At 46.5% G+C, this 18,472-nt stretch carries 17 protein-coding genes; 8 read left to right on the forward strand and 9 right to left on the reverse strand.

What is annotated here, in order from left to right:
* The first annotated feature begins 6 nt into the window (after positions 1–6).
* From proS to F3J22_RS10700, 3 genes are all read left to right on the forward strand, one after another.
* A complete protein-coding gene (gene proS / locus F3J22_RS10690; RefSeq protein ID WP_167016926.1) occupies positions 7–1,482 on the forward strand; it encodes a proline--tRNA ligase in 1,476 nt (491 codons plus the stop codon).
* 117 nt (positions 1,483–1,599) lie between these two features.
* Positions 1,600–4,536 carry a two-component regulator propeller domain-containing protein gene (locus F3J22_RS10695; protein WP_167016929.1) on the forward strand — a complete coding sequence of 979 codons (2,937 nt, stop codon included), beginning with the start codon at positions 1,600–1,602 and terminating at the stop codon, positions 4,534–4,536.
* Positions 4,533–5,294 carry a LytTR family DNA-binding domain-containing protein gene (locus F3J22_RS10700; protein WP_167016931.1) on the forward strand — a complete coding sequence of 254 codons (762 nt, stop codon included), beginning with the start codon at positions 4,533–4,535 and terminating at the stop codon, positions 5,292–5,294. Before F3J22_RS10695 ends, F3J22_RS10700 begins: the two co-directional genes overlap by 4 nt.
* 256 nt (positions 5,295–5,550) lie before the next feature.
* Here F3J22_RS10700 and F3J22_RS10705 read toward each other — a convergent pair whose 3' ends face one another.
* Both F3J22_RS10705 and F3J22_RS10710 read right to left on the reverse strand, forming a co-directional pair.
* Complete coding sequence (locus F3J22_RS10705; RefSeq protein ID WP_167016933.1) at positions 5,551–7,137, reverse strand: trypsin-like peptidase domain-containing protein; 1,587 nt, start codon at positions 7,135–7,137, stop codon at positions 5,551–5,553.
* A 269-nt stretch (positions 7,138–7,406) separates the two neighbouring features.
* A complete protein-coding gene (locus tag F3J22_RS10710; RefSeq protein WP_167016935.1) occupies positions 7,407–8,405 on the reverse strand; it encodes an acyl-CoA reductase in 999 nt (332 codons plus the stop codon).
* Positions 8,406–8,498: 93 nt separating this feature from the next.
* Here F3J22_RS10710 and F3J22_RS10715 point away from each other — a divergent pair, with 93 nt between their 5' ends.
* The 5 genes from F3J22_RS10715 (at position 8,499) to F3J22_RS10735 (ending at position 11,672) form a co-directional block, all read left to right on the forward strand.
* Positions 8,499–8,846 (forward strand): 4Fe-4S dicluster domain-containing protein, encoded by a 348-nt coding sequence (locus tag F3J22_RS10715; protein WP_167016937.1) that lies wholly within the window; start codon positions 8,499–8,501, stop codon positions 8,844–8,846.
* 151 nt (positions 8,847–8,997) lie between these two features.
* Positions 8,998–9,345, forward strand: coding sequence for a 4Fe-4S dicluster domain-containing protein (locus F3J22_RS10720; protein WP_167016939.1), 348 nt, complete (start codon positions 8,998–9,000; stop codon positions 9,343–9,345).
* 135 nt (positions 9,346–9,480) lie between these two features.
* The gene (locus F3J22_RS10725; protein WP_167016941.1) at positions 9,481–10,470 is read left to right on the forward strand and encodes a D-alanine--D-alanine ligase; all 990 of its coding nucleotides are present in this window, start codon (positions 9,481–9,483) and stop codon (positions 10,468–10,470) included.
* Between the two features lie 36 nt (positions 10,471–10,506).
* Positions 10,507–11,319: a PASTA domain-containing protein gene (locus F3J22_RS10730; RefSeq protein ID WP_167016943.1), complete on the forward strand. Its 813-nt coding sequence runs from the start codon at positions 10,507–10,509 to the stop codon at positions 11,317–11,319.
* A 47-nt stretch (positions 11,320–11,366) separates the two neighbouring features.
* Positions 11,367–11,672, forward strand: coding sequence for a rhodanese-like domain-containing protein (locus tag F3J22_RS10735; RefSeq protein WP_167016945.1), 306 nt, complete (start codon positions 11,367–11,369; stop codon positions 11,670–11,672).
* An 80-nt stretch (positions 11,673–11,752) separates the two neighbouring features.
* Here the strand turns inward: F3J22_RS10735 and F3J22_RS10740 are convergent, their stop codons facing one another.
* From F3J22_RS10740 to F3J22_RS10770, 7 genes are all read right to left on the reverse strand, one after another.
* The gene (locus tag F3J22_RS10740) at positions 11,753–12,142 is read right to left on the reverse strand and encodes a RidA family protein (RefSeq protein ID WP_167016948.1); all 390 of its coding nucleotides are present in this window, start codon (positions 12,140–12,142) and stop codon (positions 11,753–11,755) included.
* A gap of 41 nt (positions 12,143–12,183) precedes the next feature.
* A complete protein-coding gene (locus F3J22_RS10745; protein ID WP_167016950.1) occupies positions 12,184–13,287 on the reverse strand; it encodes a hypothetical protein in 1,104 nt (367 codons plus the stop codon).
* Positions 13,288–13,340: 53 nt separating this feature from the next.
* A complete protein-coding gene (locus tag F3J22_RS10750; RefSeq protein WP_167016952.1) occupies positions 13,341–14,543 on the reverse strand; it encodes a hypothetical protein in 1,203 nt (400 codons plus the stop codon).
* A 12-nt stretch (positions 14,544–14,555) separates the two neighbouring features.
* Positions 14,556–15,440, reverse strand: a complete 885-nt coding sequence (locus F3J22_RS10755) for a type 1 glutamine amidotransferase (protein WP_167016954.1) — start codon at positions 15,438–15,440, stop codon at positions 14,556–14,558.
* Positions 15,441–15,622: 182 nt separating this feature from the next.
* Positions 15,623–16,723, reverse strand: coding sequence for a carboxylate-amine ligase (locus F3J22_RS10760; protein WP_167016956.1), 1,101 nt, complete (start codon positions 16,721–16,723; stop codon positions 15,623–15,625).
* Positions 16,724–16,768: 45 nt separating this feature from the next.
* Positions 16,769–17,725, reverse strand: a complete 957-nt coding sequence (locus F3J22_RS10765) for a RimK family alpha-L-glutamate ligase (RefSeq protein ID WP_167016958.1) — start codon at positions 17,723–17,725, stop codon at positions 16,769–16,771.
* A gap of 4 nt (positions 17,726–17,729) precedes the next feature.
* The gene (locus tag F3J22_RS10770; RefSeq protein ID WP_167016960.1) at positions 17,730–18,437 is read right to left on the reverse strand and encodes an alpha/beta hydrolase-fold protein; all 708 of its coding nucleotides are present in this window, start codon (positions 18,435–18,437) and stop codon (positions 17,730–17,732) included.
* Between the last annotated feature and the right edge of the window lie 35 nt (positions 18,438–18,472).

Raw genomic sequence — 18,472 nt, forward strand, 5'->3', positions numbered from 1 at the left:
TTTTCTATGAGTAAAGAGATCACCGCCCGGTCCCAGGATTATTCCAAATGGTATACTGACCTGGTGCAGAAAGGTGGACTGGCAGATTACTCTGCCGTAAAGGGTTGCATGGTTATCAAACCACACGGTTATGCAATCTGGGAAGCCATGCGCGACATCCTGGACCGTAAATTTAAAGATACCGGACACCAGAACGCCTATTTCCCGTTATTCATCCCCAAAAGCTTCCTCTCTAAAGAAGCAGCTCACGTGGATGGCTTCGCTAAAGAATGTGCTGTTGTTACTCACCATCGCCTCATGAACGATCCGAACGGCGGTGGCGTTGTTGTAGATCCTACCGCTAAACTGGAAGAAGAACTCATCGTTCGCCCTACGTCTGAAACTATTATCTGGAATACTTACAGAGACTGGATACAATCTTATCGAGACCTCCCGCTGCTCATCAACCAATGGGCAAACGTTGTTCGCTGGGAAATGCGTACCCGCCTCTTCCTTCGTACTGCTGAGTTCCTCTGGCAGGAAGGTCATACCGCACACGCTACTGCTGAAGAAGCAATCGCTGAAACTACGCAGATGCTGAATGTTTACGGCGACTTCGCAGAACAATACATGGCTATGCCGGTTATCCGTGGTGTGAAAACCGCCAACGAACGTTTCGCCGGTGCCATCGATACCTATTGTATCGAAGCCCTCATGCAAGACGGTAAAGCACTGCAGGCCGGTACTTCCCACTTCCTGGGTCAGAACTTCGCCAAAGCTTTTGACGTACAGTTCTCCAATAAGGAAAATAAACTGGAATATGTTTGGGCTACCTCCTGGGGCGTTTCTACCCGCCTCATCGGTGGGCTGATCATGACCCACAGCGACGACCAGGGACTGGTACTGCCACCAAGAATCGCTCCGCTGCAGGTGGTGATCGTTCCAATCTTTAAAGGTGAAGAACAGAAAGCAACCATCGACGCAAAAGTAAATCCACTGATCGCGGAACTGAAACGTTTAGGTATCAGCGTTAAATACGATGATAGCGATAACCAGCGCCCTGGATGGAAATTTGCTGAATACGAAATGAAAGGTGTGCCTGTTCGCGTAGCTATCGGCGCCCGTGATATCGAAAATGGCGTAGCTGAAGTTGCCCGCCGCGACGAGAAAACCAAAGAAAGCATGCCACTGGATGGCCTGGCTGAACGTCTGCAGCAGCTCCTGGAAGATATCCAGCAGAACCTCTTCAATAAAGCAAAGGCTTTCCGCGACGAACATATCACCCGCGTAGATACTTTCGAAGAATTCCAGAAAGTCCTGGACGAAAAAACTGGTTTCATCTCCGCTCACTGGGACGGTACCTCCGAAACAGAAGAGAAAATCAAGGAGCTGACCAAAGCTACCATCCGCTGTATCCCGCTGAACAATCCGCAGGAAGACGGCGTTTGCGTACTTACCGGAAAACCTTCTAAAGAAAGAGTGCTTTTCGCAAGAGCTTACTAGATCATTATATATAATGAATTACTGATTTATAGGAATGTCATCCTGTAAATCAGTAATTCATTGCAATTATTTATAATTTCTTTCCCCGCATTCAAAAGAAACCACTAAATTTATCCGATGCCCTTTATCCGCTACATACCGTTCTGGATGCTGGCCTTCTTTTGCGTGAGTACTGCCGCCAGCTCCCAGGGGCTGATGATCAGAAACTATAACGTTAAGGACGGACTGGCCAATGCCACTGTTTATGCGGCTGTTCAGGATAAAGACGGATTTATCTGGTTCGCCACACCCACCGGCGTCAGCAAGTTTGACGGAAAAAGATTCCGCAACTACGCCAAAAAAGACGGACTCACCGATAATGATGTAGTCCGGCTGGCAGCCGACTCGAAAGGAAGAGTCTGGTTTTTTACCCTCAACGGCAAACCTTCCTTCTACGCCAATTCCGTCATCCACAACGAAGACAACGACACCTCCCTGACCTTCAATCCCAGAAGTCATTATATTCAATACGCCTTCGAAGGAACCAAAGCAGGGTATATGTGGTTCCTCAATACCAACAACCGCATCTTATTATATAACGGCAAACAAATCATCTACGATAAGCTCGGGGCTACACAAAGTGATATCTACTTCATGCTGCGCAATGATTCGATATTCAAACCCCTGCAGACGGCTTTTAACCTGGAATCCATCAGGGACCCCAATACCAATACAGACCAGCGAATTTTACCTGCTCCGACTGTACCACTGGATGATACCGCCTTCAGGTCACTCCTCAGAAACCATCCACTGGTAATCGTAAAAAATACGATCTATTCTTTCACTACCAAAGAAGCCGTATGCTTTTTCAACGGTGCCGAATGGGGTATCAGGGAAGATATTTCCAACATCTGCCTGGATGGTAATAACCTCTGGGTAGGTACACAAAAGGCTTTATATCTCCTTAAAAATTTCTTCAAGGGAGAGAAAAAAGTAACCAGCCTGCTGCAAAACCACTATATCACCTCGCTGTTGAAAGACAGGGATGGGAATATATGGATCACCACCTTCGGAGACGGCGTATACTATATCCCGTATAAAAATTTCTACTTCTCTTACCTGGATAATACCAACGGACTCTATTCCCACTCGATTTTCAGCATCTACAAAGACAAAAAAAATGATCTCCTGCTGATCGGGCAGAATGCGGGTATTCTCAATACCATGAACGAACAGGGGAGTATCCGTCAGTTCACGCTGGATACCACCACCGGGCGAAATAGTCTGCTGGCCATTCTCCCTTACAGGGATAATGAAGTGCTGATTGGTACAGACAATGGCCTGTTCAAGTTTAATACGCTCACCCAGAAGCCCGCTTTGCTGAAACAGGTGAAGATGCTGAAAGAAGTGGACGTATCGCCGAAAGGGAAAATTCGTATAGCCGCCAAAAACCAGGTGATTTGTCTGGATAACTACAGCATCAACGACCTCGATATGCTGGTTACCTCTATCGCCTGTATCGATGATTCTACCTATTTTGTAGGTACCAACAACGGCTTATACTATTGCGACGATAACAACCGCCAGCTCGTAAGGCCCGGTAATAATACCCACCTGAAGCAAAGCATTAAAGACCTGAAATGGATTGATGGTTACCTCTGGATAGGTACCAGTGATCAGGGCATTTATGTAATGCACCACGATTCGGTGGTGAAGCACCTGTCTACCGCCAATGATCTGGCCAGTGATATCTGCCAGCAGCTTTACTACGACGGGAGAGGCAGCCTCTATGTGGCTACCAATAAGGGTGTTTCTGTTATAGACGTCAAAACACAGCATATTGTCAGGAATATCACTTCCAACGATGGGCTCAGTTCTGATGATATCAGGGGCGTCTATTCCGATGATGGTATGCTGTATATAGCTACCAGTAACGGTTTATGCTATTTCCAGGGCGATCATCTGCCGATAGATTCCGTTCCGCCGGTCATCTATCTCAGTAATATCAGGTATGGCGACAGTACTTTCCTGCCAGGGAGGGATTTCGTGCACCTTTACCAGCGCAAGGCCTCCTTTGAAGCCGAGTTCGGGACCATTGTATTCGATTTGCCGGACCTGGTGGAATATCAGTACAATTTTACCACCGATAGCAGCAGTGGCTGGGTGACCACCATGTCTAATATTATACCTTTCCCTGATTTGCAGCCAGGTACGTATAAGCTGATGGTAAGGGCCAGAAAATATAAGAGCGACTGGTCGCAGCCACTGACCATCAACGTGAATATTCTGCCGCGCTGGTACCAGCAGTGGTGGGCACGCGGAATACTTTTATTATTAGGATTGCTGGTAATACTGATAATTTTGCGCTATATTGTACGGCGGATTAAGCAGGCAGAGAAACGTAAAACGGAATACAACAGAAGAATTGCCGAACTGGAAGCCAAGGCGCTCACCAACCAGATGAATCCGCATTTCATATTTAATTCGCTGAATTCTGTACAGCACCTGATCCTTGAAAAAGAAGAAAAACAGGCACTTAATTTTCTGGCGGATTTTGCCACGCTGATGCGTCAGATGTTGAATAATTCAAGAAAGTCCTATATCTCACTGGAAGAAGAAATCGCTTTTCTGACCCGATACCTTGAACTGGAAAAAATCAGATTCGCACACTCTTTCAGCTATCGGTTTATCATGGAGGATAAACTGAAAGACTATACGATTTATATTCCGCCGATGATCATTCAACCCATCGTGGAAAATGCTATCAAACACGGGCTGGCACCAAAAAACAGCAGCGGATGCCTGGAAATAAGACTTGAAATGGTGCAGGATTTATTATACTGCTCCGTAGACGATGATGGAATAGGCTGGGATAAGTCCAATACATTAAAGAGTTCAAGACTTGTAAAACATGAATCAACCGCGCTCAGCGTAATCAGAGAGCGTTTGCAGATTATTAAGTCCTTTAATGGAAATAATGGTAAATTAGAAATTATTGATAAATTGAAATCAGGTTTTGGCAATAAGGAAGGTACCTTAGTTGAGATCCTGATTCCCATTGTTAAGATGTTATGAGTAATATAAAAGCTGCCATTGTCGACGATGAAGTCCGCAACATTCATATTTTGCGCAACATCCTTGAAAACTACTGTAAAGATGTTACAGTAGTAGGAGAGGCGCAGAATATCCATGACGCGGCAGAAATGATTAAGAACAACCCCATAGATGTTCTGTTCCTGGATATTGAAATGCCGCCGCACAACGGCTTCCAGCTATTGGAAATGTTTCCTGTCCTGAATTTCGAAGTAATTTTTATCACCGCCTTCCAGGAATATGCTTTGCAGGCCATTAAATTTGCCGCACTGGACTATCTCCTGAAACCGATCAAGGTCAGTGAGGTGGAAGATGCCCTGGAAAAAGTTAAGAAGAGCAAAAAGGGCCGCCTCAATGAACTGGCTTCTATCCTGAAAGACTATGTCAAAAACAATGACAATGCGTTTTCCAAAATTGTAATCCCGGTAAATGATGGTTACAATGTGATAGACCTGAAAGATATCATCTACTGCGAGGCCTTCGATAGCTATACCAAAATCCAACTCATCAATAACGTTTCCCACCTGATCAGCAAGTCATTGAAAGAATACGAAGAAATGCTTTCAGATAAAGGGTTCTATCGCGTACACAAATCTTTCCTGATCAATATTCACCATATTGTTAAGATTATCAAAGGTTTAGGTACTGCCGTTGTGATGAGCGACCAGAAGAATATTCCTATCTCTTCCCGTAAGAAAGATGAATTCTTTACTCAGCTGAAAGGTGTGATTAATCTATAATTTAATTTTTTTATAAATATTTAAAGCCGGTAATCATAACGATTAACCGGCTTTTTTATGCTTTCCCTAGGCCAAAATCAGCATTCACCAAAATGCATGGGGTAAATCATATATATATCTTATTTTGAACATGGGTTTTCATAGATATGGCTGATTGCCTGTAAAGTTTTTTCAAGCAAAACAGGTATTGCTTAAGATAAAGAAGGCGCTCAATTGAGCGCCTTCTTTATGTATTGGAATATCTCTGGTAAAAGGTTTAGAAGCTTTCGCTGGCGGTAGTAGCACCGGTTTGGATATTATAATAGAAGATATTGGTGCTTTTCTCCGGATAGAGTCCGATCAGTTGCACGGTACCTTTTTTATCCAGCACTTTGGCCAGTTCTTCCGGGCTGCTCACAGGGATATCTCCGGCTTTGATAATCAGGAAGCCAGGGGCCATGGTGGTCTGTTTCTTCAGGATACCGTTACCGATACTGCTCACCCATACACCTCCACGGATACCTAACCTGCGGGCATCGTCTTTATCCAGGGCACTCAGATCAGCGCCCAGTTTGTCCAGCGCGGTAGTTTTCACCACGTCGGTATTACCCTGGAGGTTACGCAGCACTACATTGTCTGACGTATATTCCTTGTTATTACGCAGATAGGTAATGCTGATTTTATCGCCTGGTTTGTAGCGGGCAATCTGTTCTGTCATCTGGGAAGGGCCTGCGATGGCGATACCATTAATCCTGGTAATGACGTCACCGGTTTTGAGTCCGGCAGCTTTGGCAGAGCCATTATCCACTACTTCGGTCACCTGTACGCCGGGAGCATCCCTTTTTACGCCCAGTTCCTTCAGCTGATCATCAGAGAGGGAGGCGATTACGGAGCTAGGCATATAGGATACGCCGAGGTAGGCACGTTGTACGTTACCGTATTTCATGAGGTCATTCACGACTTTCTTCACCAGGTTTACCGGGATTGCGTAGGAATAACCTGCGTAGGAGCCGGTAGGAGAGGCGATGGCGGAGTTGATACCTACCAGTTCACCGCTTGTATTGACGAGGGCGCCGCCACTGTTGCCCTGGTTCACTGCGGCATCTGTCTGGATAAAGGATTCAATCGCTGTATTTCTGCTACCGCCGCGGCCTTTGTTAATACCTATGGTGCGGGATTTGGCGCTCACGATACCGGCGGTTACGGTGGCATCCAGGTTTAAAGGATAGCCTACTGCCAGTACCCACTGTCCGATGTCGACGTTGTCCGAATTACCGTACAGGAGGTAAGGTAGTCCGGTGCCTTCGATTTTAATCACAGCCAGGTCGGTGCTTGGATCAGCGCCTACCAGTTTGGCAGTATAGGTTTTGCCGCTGTTGGAGAGGGATACGGAGATTTCGTCTGCATCATCAATAACGTGATTGTTGGTAACAATGTAGCCATCGTCGGAGATCAGGACCCCTGAACCGGAGGCCATCTGGCCCGGAACATAGTATTTGCGGCCATCTCCGCCACCATTAAACTCATCACCGAAGAAATCATCACCGAATAAGTCCTGTAATATGGAGCGTCTGCGTTGCAGATTGTTACCATTGGTTACCTGGCGTGGGTTGATTTTCGTTTTGATATGCACTACTCCCGGCACAGCAGTTTTGGCTGCGGTGGTGAAGTCGGACGGAGCTAAAGCGGATGCTGTGTGTTCAGTGCCGGGCATATACCGGGCATAGTTAACGGGGACGTCGTTGGATCCATTCTGAAAGATACCTGTCTGCCTTGTCTGGAAATATTTGCTGTACACAAATATGGAGGCAGAAGCAGTCACAAAGCTGATAAGGACAATTGTAACAATTTGCTTGAATTTCATATTATAGTGTGTTTAGCTGAAACTAAATTTGTATGCTCCTGTCAGGTCAATTAATATGCCTTCGATACAAATTTAATGGTCGTGTTTAATGAAATATCCACTATAACGTTCACTTTAACAGATTTTTATATCAATCGTTAATTTACTTTAAACGTCATGCTGGTGTGGGCTGACAATGATTCATTTACTATATGTCAAGATAACAAACTGCCCGGACATTTTGTTAGTGTCCGGGCAGAAAAGGGGAGGTATAATTACTTTGCTGAAAATCAGAGTTCAAGCAGGAATGCCATGGTATCTACCCCATCGGCATAGTCGCTGAGGGAAGGTTGCTGGGCCTGGCCGAAAGGTGTATAATCCTTACCTACAAGGCATTGCAGCACTTCGTCCTGTCCTAATTCTGCAGCGAGCGATTGTTGATCGTTATAGAAGCCATAGTGCAGTACGCTCAGTGGGGAGAAGAGGCTTTGAGCATCATGGAGCAGGATACTGCCATTGGTGATATACGGGTGATTATTCAGCAGCAGCAGGGCCAGCTGGTAATCGAAGTTGTTTTTGTATTTGTGGTAGTCCATCAGATACTCATATTTGTTGAGGGCATCCAGGAGTGGCTGGAAGTTATAGCCTTCCGGCACAAATACTTTGGTAACGTTACGGCATCCCAGGCCGAAGTAGAGCATGACATCATCGGCCAGCGCTTCCAGTTCCTGCGGCGTTTCGTGTCCGGTAAGGATGGCTGCGGAGGTGCGGTTATGGCGGATGATATGCGGGTATTTGGCAAAATAGTAGTTAAAATAGCGGGCAGAGTTGTTGCTGCCGGTGGCGATATAGGCCTGACAATCCTTCAGGGTATCCTGGATTTCCGTTTGGCCGGCAATGGCAGGGTACCATTCTTCCATTTTCCGAAGGATATGTTTGAGGAGGATGTCGTCTTTACTGGAGAGTTTCAGTTTAACCTGGTGTCCGCTGATGAATCCGCATAACCAGTCGTGAAAGCCCACCAGCGGTATATTACCGGCACTGACGATGCCTACTTTGCGGGGAGTCCTTTCATTGGCGGCGGCAGGATATGCGGCCAGCCATTGTTGCAGGGCTGCAGGTTCCAGGAAGTATTGGCAGATATTTTCCAGCGCATTATCGATGAATGCCGGGATAAACCATCCGTTGGCCCTGTAAGCCCGCTCCTTAACCTCTTCCCATTCAGGGCTGTTTCCGGCAAGATATTCGCCCAAACGTACCAGCGCTTTTTCTTTTTCTGCTATATTCATGAATCTTTATAAATAATGGCTTGATTAAACCGGGAATATTTTATTTTTGTCCACAAAATTAATGGCTTACTACTTAAATAAAAAGTTTACTCTATGGCAATTAAGATAACAGACGAATGTATTAACTGTGGCGCTTGCGAACCTGAATGCCCAAACAATGCAATTTACGAAGGCGGAGTGGAATGGGCCATGTCTGACGGTACAACCGTTAAAGGTGCGTACACCCTGATGGACGGCTCCACTATGGATGCTGACCATCGTAATGCACCTGTGAGCGTAGATACATACTATATCGTTCCAAATAAATGTACCGAATGTCAGGGTTTCCATGAGGAGCCACAATGTGCGGCTGTTTGCCCAGTTGACTGCTGTGTTCCGGACGAAATGTACCAGGAAACAGTGGATGAACTGATGGCTAAGAAAGAAAAACTGCATATCTAATTAATATATTCAAGGAAGCTTAGGCCGTTCCGGGTGGTGCCGGAGCGGCTTTTTTATTATATAGCCCCTCCATTCGTATATACTGACACGTTAAATCCCGGCAAAACCGTATCTTGGCCCCGACATAGCTTAATAACTAAATCTTATTCCTATGGCATTAAAAATTACGGACGAGTGCATCGTTTGCAGCGCATGCATTTCGGAATGTCCCAATAACGCTATTTATGAAGCCGGGACAGAATGGGCAATGGCAGACGGAACGTCGCTCCATGGCCAGATTACACTACACGACGGGACTGCCACCGATGCCGGCAGCTTACATTCCCCGCTCAGCAACGACTATTATTACATTGTACCAGACAAATGCACCGAGTGCCAGGGATTCCATGAGGAGCCCCAGTGTGCGACCGTTTGCCCGGTAGACTGCTGTGTGCCGGACGAAATGTACCAGGAAACCGTAGCTGCACTACTGGAAAAGAAGGAAAAGCTGCATGTTTAGGAATTTTCCAGGTATGGAAGGGCCGTCTTTACGCAGTAGAGGCGGCCTTATATATTTTATACCGGCCCTGACCGCCGCCTCTTGTACGGCCGAAAAGTTTCCTTAACTTTACCCGCTTTATTGCTAAGACATCTTATGAAGAAAAATATTGCTTTAGTTGCCGGCGGATATTCCGGAGAATATGTAATCTCAGTACAAAGTGCTGTTACCATCGAAAATAACCTGGATAGCAGCAAGTATGCAGTTTACAAAGTGGTGGTAACACGTGAAGGCTGGACACATACGGCTGCCGACGGTAAAACCCACGAAATCGACAAGAATGATTTTTCTTTGCTGATAGACGGCAATAAAATCAAATTTGATTGTGTCTTTATTGGTATTCATGGTACACCAGGAGAAGATGGCCGTCTGCAAGGCTACTTTGAAATGCTGGGTATCCCTTATACCAGCTGTGGCATGGTAACTTCAGCACTGACCTTCAACAAAAGCTATTGCAATAAAGTAGTGGCTGCCCTGAATGTGGTAAATGTTTCCAAATCTGCACATATCTTCAGCAATCAGCCTTATGATGTGAAAGATATCCTGCAGCAACTGCGTTTACCCGTGTTCGTTAAACCGGCAGAAGGTGGCAGCAGCATAGGTATGTCTAAAGTTAAAACTGCAGAAGAGCTGCAGCCAGCCATTGATAAAGCTTTCAGGGAAGATTCCCAGATCCTGATTGAAGAATTTATCAAAGGCCGCGAACTGACCATAGGACTGTATCGTACCGGCAACGACCTGCACGTACTGCCTATCACTGAAATCGTGAGCACCAAGGAATTCTTCGATTATGAAGCGAAGTATACACCAGGTGTTACCAACGAAATTACACCGGCTCCTGTTCCGCAGGGATTGAAGGAAAGGGTGGAACAAACCGCCTCCAAGCTGTATTATATGCTCAACTGCCGTGGTATTGTCCGTATAGACTTTATCTACGATGAGGCAAATGACAAGCTGTATTTCCTGGAAGCGAATACAATGCCTGGCCAGTCTGAAAACAGCCTGGTTCCGCAACAGGTACGTGCTGCAGGTAAAACTTTGCAAGAGTTTTATGGCGCACTGCTGGAAGAGGCAATGGCACACTAACCTGTAACTGATTTATCACTTTTAATGTAATAAACTGTGTTTGATTTTATTACGAAACGTTCTTTTATAGTCAATCTGCTGGCAGTAATTGCACTGTTTTTTCTGCTGGCGATCATTTTCTTTTCCCTGTTAGGCATAATTACCAAACACGGTAAAAGTATGACCGTGCCTGATGTGAAGGGCCTGAACATTAAAGAAGCAGTTGCCAAACTGGAAGCTGCCGGATTTGATGCTGAAGTAAGAGATTCGATATACATCGATAGTATTCCGCCACTGGCAGTATGGGCACAAACCCCTGACAAAGGTGCGGAAGTAAAAATTGGCCGTACCATCCATCTAACCGTAAACAAAACGGTAGCACCGATGGTGGCTATGCCGGAACTGGAAGGGCTGACTTTCCGCAGTGCCGAAATGGTGCTGAAAAGCCTGCGTCTGAATGTGGGAGACACCATTTACAAACCTGACTTTGCGACCAATACCGTATTGCAGCAACTGCTGAATGGCAAACCGCTGAAACCGGGTACTATGGTGGCCGAAGGCACCAACATCACCCTGATTCTCAGTAGTGGCCGTGGTAACACGGAAAATCCGGTTCCTGACTTCATTGGTCTTTCCTATGCGGAAGCAAAAGAAATTCTCAGTGCCAGCAACCTGAATATTGGTACCGTTATCATCGATCCGGGTGTGAGTGATACCGCCAATGCTTTTATCTACAAACAATATCCTACCCGCAAAAACGAGATAGGAGATTTTAATATGGTAAGAGCGGGAGAATCCGTAGACCTCTACCTCAGTGCCACTAAACCTGTAAAAGATTCCGCTGCCCAACAGCCAGCTACCCAGGAATAGTGAGAATTGGTTAATTTTGTAAAAACAATCATTAAAAAGATAATTTTATGCAAAACATAACAGCTGAAGATGTTAAAAAGCGCCTGGATGCGGGAGAAGAACTGATCCTGGTGGATGTAAGAGAACCACATGAGCGTGAAGAATTCAATATCGGTGGTATTCATGTTCCTTTGGGTCAGATCCAGATGATGCAGATCGATGAACTGGAAGGCCTGGAAGATAAAGAAGTGATCGTTTACTGCCGTAGTGGCAACCGTAGCGGTCAGGCTGCTATGCTGCTGGAAACACAAGGCTTCACCAACGTGAACAACCTGGTAGGTGGTATGCTGAAATGGAGAGAAATCTACGGTTAATACCGTAAAAAGATAATTTTAAATAAAAAAACGGTCTCTACTCAGTAGAGACCGTTTTTTATTTAAATACGATAGCTGTATTATTTATTATGAATAATCGCTGTTACTTCAATCTCTACCAGGTATCCCGGATCAATCAGCTTGCTTACCTCAATCATTGAAGTGGCAGGCTTGATAGCCGCAAAAAATTCACCATGAGCACGTCCAAATTCTTCCCAGCGGCTGATGTCTGTTACAAACATACGTGTTCTTACCACGTCGTGTAAGCTGGCGCCAGCTTGTATTAAAACAGATTCGATCTTTGCCAGTGCAAATTTCGTTTGTTCGTAAGCGTTACCCGGAGCCACCACTTTGCCCTGATCTTCTGCAACAGTGCCGGAAACTTCAATCGTGTTTCCCACTTTTACTGCTCTTGAATAACCCACTTTTTCTTCCCAGGTAGCACCTGAGGAATAGTTCATTCGTGTCATGGCATATTATTTTGACAAAATTAAAGAATATCGCTGTTTTTCTACGGTTTTGAGGGCATACTTCCGGCGCTGTTATCTGCCGGTGTGTTCCTGAATTTTACTACTTTTCCCAGCAAATCGAACCAGAAAGGCGCCCCCAGCGATATGGCCATGGCTGTCATAAGCCATCCGGCGAGTACTATCCAGCCATTTTGCTGCAGCGGGTGCGAAAGGCCGTATGGATGCGCCGCACTGAATTCGCGGTGGATGCCCAGTACATTCCTGGCATCGCCGGCATCTGCGCGCAGCATAGCATATACGCCGATCACCGAGGTATCGCCAACGAATACACGAAGGGAGCTGTCTTGCCGGAAGAAGGCACTATCCTTATACATGACGTGTTTCTGTTGCAGGGTATCTACGATGGGCGCCATGGCATAACTGCGACTGGAGGCCAGTTGCACCATTTCCTGCCTTACGGTTTTATCTTTCATCAGTATTCTGGCAATGGCGATGGTATCTACATTGAAAATCCCGGCGATACAGAAACCGATGATCAGCAGCCAGCTTTGTGTATGCTTGCGGTACCAGCTGCTGGCGCGACTCATGGTTTCGTTGAACCAGTCTTCCAGTAAGGCCCTGAACCTGTCTGTATTGCCGCCGGCATCTGTAAAAATATTTCGTATATACGTCAGCGTTGCATCATTGAAGTGCAGGCTATTTTCATCTAGAGCGGCCTGAATGGTTTGCTGGTCGGTATTCCGGGCGGTGGTACTGTTTCTTAGCAGATGTACCATGGTCTGGGAAAAGATAGCAGGGCTGATATAAGAAGGTCTGGAAGCGGCGGTATTTTCACCAAGATAGCGGATAGAGGAGGTGGCGTAGAACTGTTGGAGGATGGGACTGTATTTAAAGGGGAAGAAGAAATGAACCACACTCCAGCCGCGCTCGTAGAACCAGGTAAAGAGCGTAAATCTTCCGAAGAAACCAAGGTCGTTGCGTCGGGGATCTCCGTCCAGCATACGCCGGAGGGCTTTGGAAAGGGTACGCGCCCGCAGGCTGAAGACGCGTGCTATCATTTCCTGTAGTATTGTTACAAACAGGCTGTACAGTAAAAAAATGAATACAAGTCCTAAAGCAACATCAATGGCAAGGTTACTAAACATTTCACAGGTATTTGGGTCAAATATAGGATAGTAGTGCGCAGGCAATGCGCGTATTAAGCTGGCAGCGACTCAAAAAAGCAACAGCTGCCACCTACCCAGGTGTCGTTGCTATTGAAGCCTACGCCAATCATTTTGCCTTTACTGAGCCTGGACAGGTTATGTACCAATATCGGCCTTGCCGCATCGTCCGGCCAGATATACATCATGCGTATTTCGCAGATGGCTGGTCCGGTAGGTGTTTCTATCGCCGGCGCATATTGTACTTTTCGCTGCAGGATCCAGTTTTCCGGGTCTTCTATCGCGTCGATATCTTCCCGGGAGACATCTATTTTTACTCCTCTGCCTGCGAAGGAAAATAAGGGCTTTAACACATAATTTTCCAGGTCTCCAGGCACTACCGGCAGTTCATTCAGGTACCAGCTTTTAGGTATGAATTCGCTGTGCAGCAGTGGCATGGTATATTTGCTGATACGGTAAAACCAGTTGGGGTGTGTGATCCATTCCACATCAAGATCATCAAAGAGGTCGACGTGTGGCCCCAGCATTTCTTCCTGCTGGTGCAGGTCATCGAAAATGATGCGGTTATAGATACGTTTCACCGGTGTCAGTACACCATCCCGCATATAAAACAGGTGATCATCTTCTTTGATCAGCGTAGTGATACATACCGGGCGGATGCCGAGATATTTCTCCGTTATATAAAAGTCGATTTTTGTTTTTTGCTCTTCCGGCTTTACCTCGAGGAGGATCACTTCTTCGGGTTTATGGTCTCCGATGATCATCTTTCTTAACAACGCATAATACTGCTCGTCATTGAGGTCGTTGAAGTAGTTGTTAAGATTGGATGGTATGTTGAAATTAGCCCTGAATTGTTTGGCCATCACGTGCTGGAAGGCAAACATGGTTGGGAAGCCCTGCAGTTCAATCAGCTGGGGCTCCAGTACACCCGCTTCATTTTTTGTTACGGCGAAGTCTATAACGATAAAATGCGGATGATCATTTTCGTTGGGCACTCTCAGTCCGTGCGGAATGGCATTCTCCGTGAGGTCTTTGAAGTCGGGGCGTAATATTACGTTCACGACTTCTTCGCAGGCCTGTACCAGTTTTGCGGTAAGGTCTGCCGGTACGAACACCGGTGTTTCTGCAATCCTGAAAGCGGGAGCGGTACCGGCATCTTCAGCGATGGCTTTCAGAAACCGTTGGTATTGCTCTTCACTAAAGTTTGCGTTATAGGCTTTTCTTACAGACGGGATCATAAGCATTCAATCTTAGAAGAAAGTATTTTCATCATCATTATGGGCGGCTACCTGCACACTTCTTTCGATGGCAGCCAGTCGCTCAGACAGTTCACCATAGATAGCATAATCGAGGAAGGCAGTAATAAACCGGTCGTGTGTGAGCATGATTTTATCAGGATCTTCCAGTTGTTCTATCATGCTTTCATATTTCTCGATACCATGATGAGCGATGACCTGTTCTTTTTTCTCTTCCTGGAGCAGGTACATCCGCATCCCGGCAGCATCTGCTTCCGGATGGAACTGGGTACCGATAAAATGATCGTTGAACCGTATAGACATGGTGGCACGTTCCAGCGGTACGTGGGGCCTTTCTTTTTCTATGGCCAGTACCTGAGCGCCCATGGCATTCAGGTTATCTTCATTCAGCTCTATCACCTGCCAGTTGCGGCTATCTACGATGTAGAAAGGATCTGGCAGGGCGCTGAATACTTTTTCCTGCATGCCTGCAGCTGTTTTATGTACCGGAAATACACCGAATGCCGGTGATTTACGTTTGCATACATTCCCCAGTTTATAATATCTGCACATGATCTGATACGAATGGCAGATAAACAGGACCGGCTTTTTAACATCTTCTTCACGGTTCCATTTCATCAGGTCTTCTATCAGGGAGAAATAAGCTGTTTCCCATGCTGATCCTTCACTATCCACCGGGCTTCCCGGGCCACCAGTAGAGATATAAATATCGTAGTTGGTGTCTGGTACCTGCCTGGCTATTCTTACCTCAAATTCATCAAACTGCAGAGACAGCGAATGCATCTCTGCATATTTTGTCAATATCTCCCGGATACAACGCATACCCTCGTTAGGTACACCTTCATACATATCCAGTACTGCTATCTTAATGGTTCGCATACTGCAAAATTACAAAATATGCGGCGGTAGTGCTTTCTTTTTCTCGCGGAGCGTCATAGAATAAATAGATTGTTGTTTGTATTTCCGGACACAAAAAGGGCGGACGCCTTCGGCATCCGCCCTTTTTGTGTGGTGGCGTCCCGCCGCCGGCGGGACGCCACCACACAATGTTAGAAGGTATTTTAACAACCTGCGAGGAACTGTTCACGGATGTAATCCGTAACAGCAACGAGGTCGTTGGTTTCTTCGAATTTTTTTAATTGCCTGTCGGCGCCGGTACCCCTGTCCATGAGGCGGGAGGTGGCGTCTATGACTTCTCTGCTGCCCAGTTCATCCACTACATCGTCGATGAAATCGAGGAGTTCGTAAATGAGGGAGCGGGCGTTCACTTCCATTTCTTTTCCGAAATCGATGAGATTTCCATCGATTCCATAACGGGATGCGCGCCATTTATTTTCATTCACCAGTGCTCTGTTGTAGATGATGAAGTTCAGGTTCTGCATGCGCAGTTTATAGATTTTTGCGCAGACAGCCTGGAAGAGTCCTGCCAGGGTGATGGTATCATCGAGGGTCATCGGCACGTCACATATCCTGAATTCAACAGTGTTGAAGAATGGGTGAACGCGGAGGTCCCACCAGACTTTTTTGGCATTATCTATACAGTTGGTTTTAACGAGCAGGTTGATGTATTTGTCATATTCTTCGATACTGGCGAAGTAATCCGGGATACCGGTACGCGGGAACTTATCGAATACTTTTGTACGGAACGATTTAAAGCCGGTATTACGGCCTTCCCAGAAGGGGCTGTTGGTACTCAGTGCGAAGATATGCGGGAGGAAATAACGGACAGAATTGGCGATATGCAGGGCCATTTCCCTGTTTTCCATACCTACATGTACGTGGAGTCCAAAGATCAGGTTAGACCTGGCGGCATCCTGCATTTCGTTGACGATTTCGAAATAGCGGGGATGGTCGGTGATCAGCTGTTGCTGCCAGTGGCTGAAAGGATGGGTGCCGGAGGCGCCGATGCTGAAGCCGAGGTCGCCGGCAATCTGGTTGATGGTTCTGCGAAGCAGGGCAACATCTTCCCGCGCTTCATGGATGTTGGCGCAGATCTGTGTGCCTACTTCTACTACCGCCTGGTGAAATTCCGCTTTAACCTGATCACGGATCACCTTATGGGCTTGCTCCACGATCTTCTGTTCATGCGATCTCAACTCTCTGGTAACGGGGTCCATTACCATGTATTCTTCTTCTATACCCAGCGTGAACGCATTGCGCATAATGCTCCTTACTTTTTAATTTATCTGCAAATGTATGTTGCTAATTTATTCGGCTGAATTTTTTTTAATGATACCGGGAGATATAAATTTACCCCAGGTAAGGTTGTCCTTGCTCCAATCATGTGCCATGGCTCTTTCTATGGCATATTGAGCGCTGGTTTCCACTATCCACTCGAAGTTTTCCTGGCCGATGGAATGTATATCCGCATCCGGGGCCGGGTTACAGAAGTCGATCGCATAGGGAACATCTCCTCTTACAGCGAACTCTACTGTATTAAAATCATAACCCAGGTACTGGTTCAGGGCGATGGTCGCTCGTTCTATCTCTGCTAAAACTCCTTTATCTATCTCAAAGGTTGCTTTATAACGATCCTGGTGCGAATGGCGTGGATTATACGGCATGATACGGACGGCTTTGCCTCCGATGCAATAACAGCGGTAATAGGCGTTAAAATCGATTTCTTCCTGCAGCATCATTACCAGCTGTCCTGTTTCCTGGTGTACTTTATAGAACTCCTCTTTATCCGCGAGGCGGTAAACATTCCTCCAGCCGCCGCCATCGTAGGGTTTGAGGTAGGCAGGAAAGCCGACATAATCGAAAATGCCCTGCCAGTCGAGGGGAAATATAAGGTTACGGAAAGATTTGGCGTTGGTATTGTCCGGATGCTGATAAGAAGGCAGCAGGGCTGTTCTGGGAACGGTCACGTTGATCTGTTCAGCGAGAGCGTTATTGAAGAATTTATCATCGGCGCTCCACCAGAAGGGGTTATTGATGACAGCGGTGCCGGTAGCGGCAGCATTTTTCAGGAATGCCCGGTAAAATGGTACATCCTGTGAAATGCGGTCAACGATAACGGCGTATTCGCTTGCCTGTCCCTGCAGTACTTTGTCGAGGGTAACAAATTCGGCAAAGATCCCGCTGGGGTTTTTCCGGTTGATGCGGTCTGCAAAAGCCTGTGGAAAGGTGTTTTCCTGTCCGAACAAAATGCCGATCTTTTTCATGTTTTTATCTGATTAATGAGAGATATCCGGGCAGCATGTTACGCCAGGTAGGCCAGTCGTGGGTACCTTCCGGGCGAACGTCCAGCCAGTGGGTAATGTTTTTGGCTGCCAGGATGCCCGACATACTTTCGTTCTGGTGGCGGGTAACATCACTGGAAGGTACTCCCAGTACGATGCCCATACGCCAGAGTGCTTCGTGGTTGTTGTCTGCCATGAAATCTGCCGGATTGCTGTAATATACGTTTTCATCGTAATGTCCGTCTACCCTGGATTTGATATCGAAGGTACCGCTGAGGCTAAACAGGTAGGATACCAATTCGGGGTGCCGGAAGGCGAAAGAAGTGGCGTGAAATCCGCCAAAACTGCAGCCAGCAGCCACTATCCGTTGATGTCCGGTTTCTTCCTGCATCCGGGGCAGTACTTCTTCCATCAGCAGGCGGTCGTAACGGTTATGGTTATACGCTCTTTCCGCTGCCGGGATTTTGATATTGTACCAGCTCTGGGCGTCATAGCTATCGGGGCAATAGACTTTTATCTTCCCTTCTTCTATAAACCACTGAATGGCGTCTATCAGGCCGCGGTCCTTACTTTCGTAATAGCGGCCCATCGACGTAGGAAATAACAGCAGTGGCAGGCCGCTGTGTCCAAACGTCAGCATTTCAAATTCCCGGTCAAGATGAGGGGAATGCCATTTATAGAAGTTTTCGATCACGGGATTTCCTTTGCTTAAATTTAAAAAAGTTTCGT

The organism is Chitinophaga sp. Cy-1792 (assembly GCF_011752935.1).
Lineage (GTDB): Bacteria > Bacteroidota > Bacteroidia > Chitinophagales > Chitinophagaceae > Chitinophaga.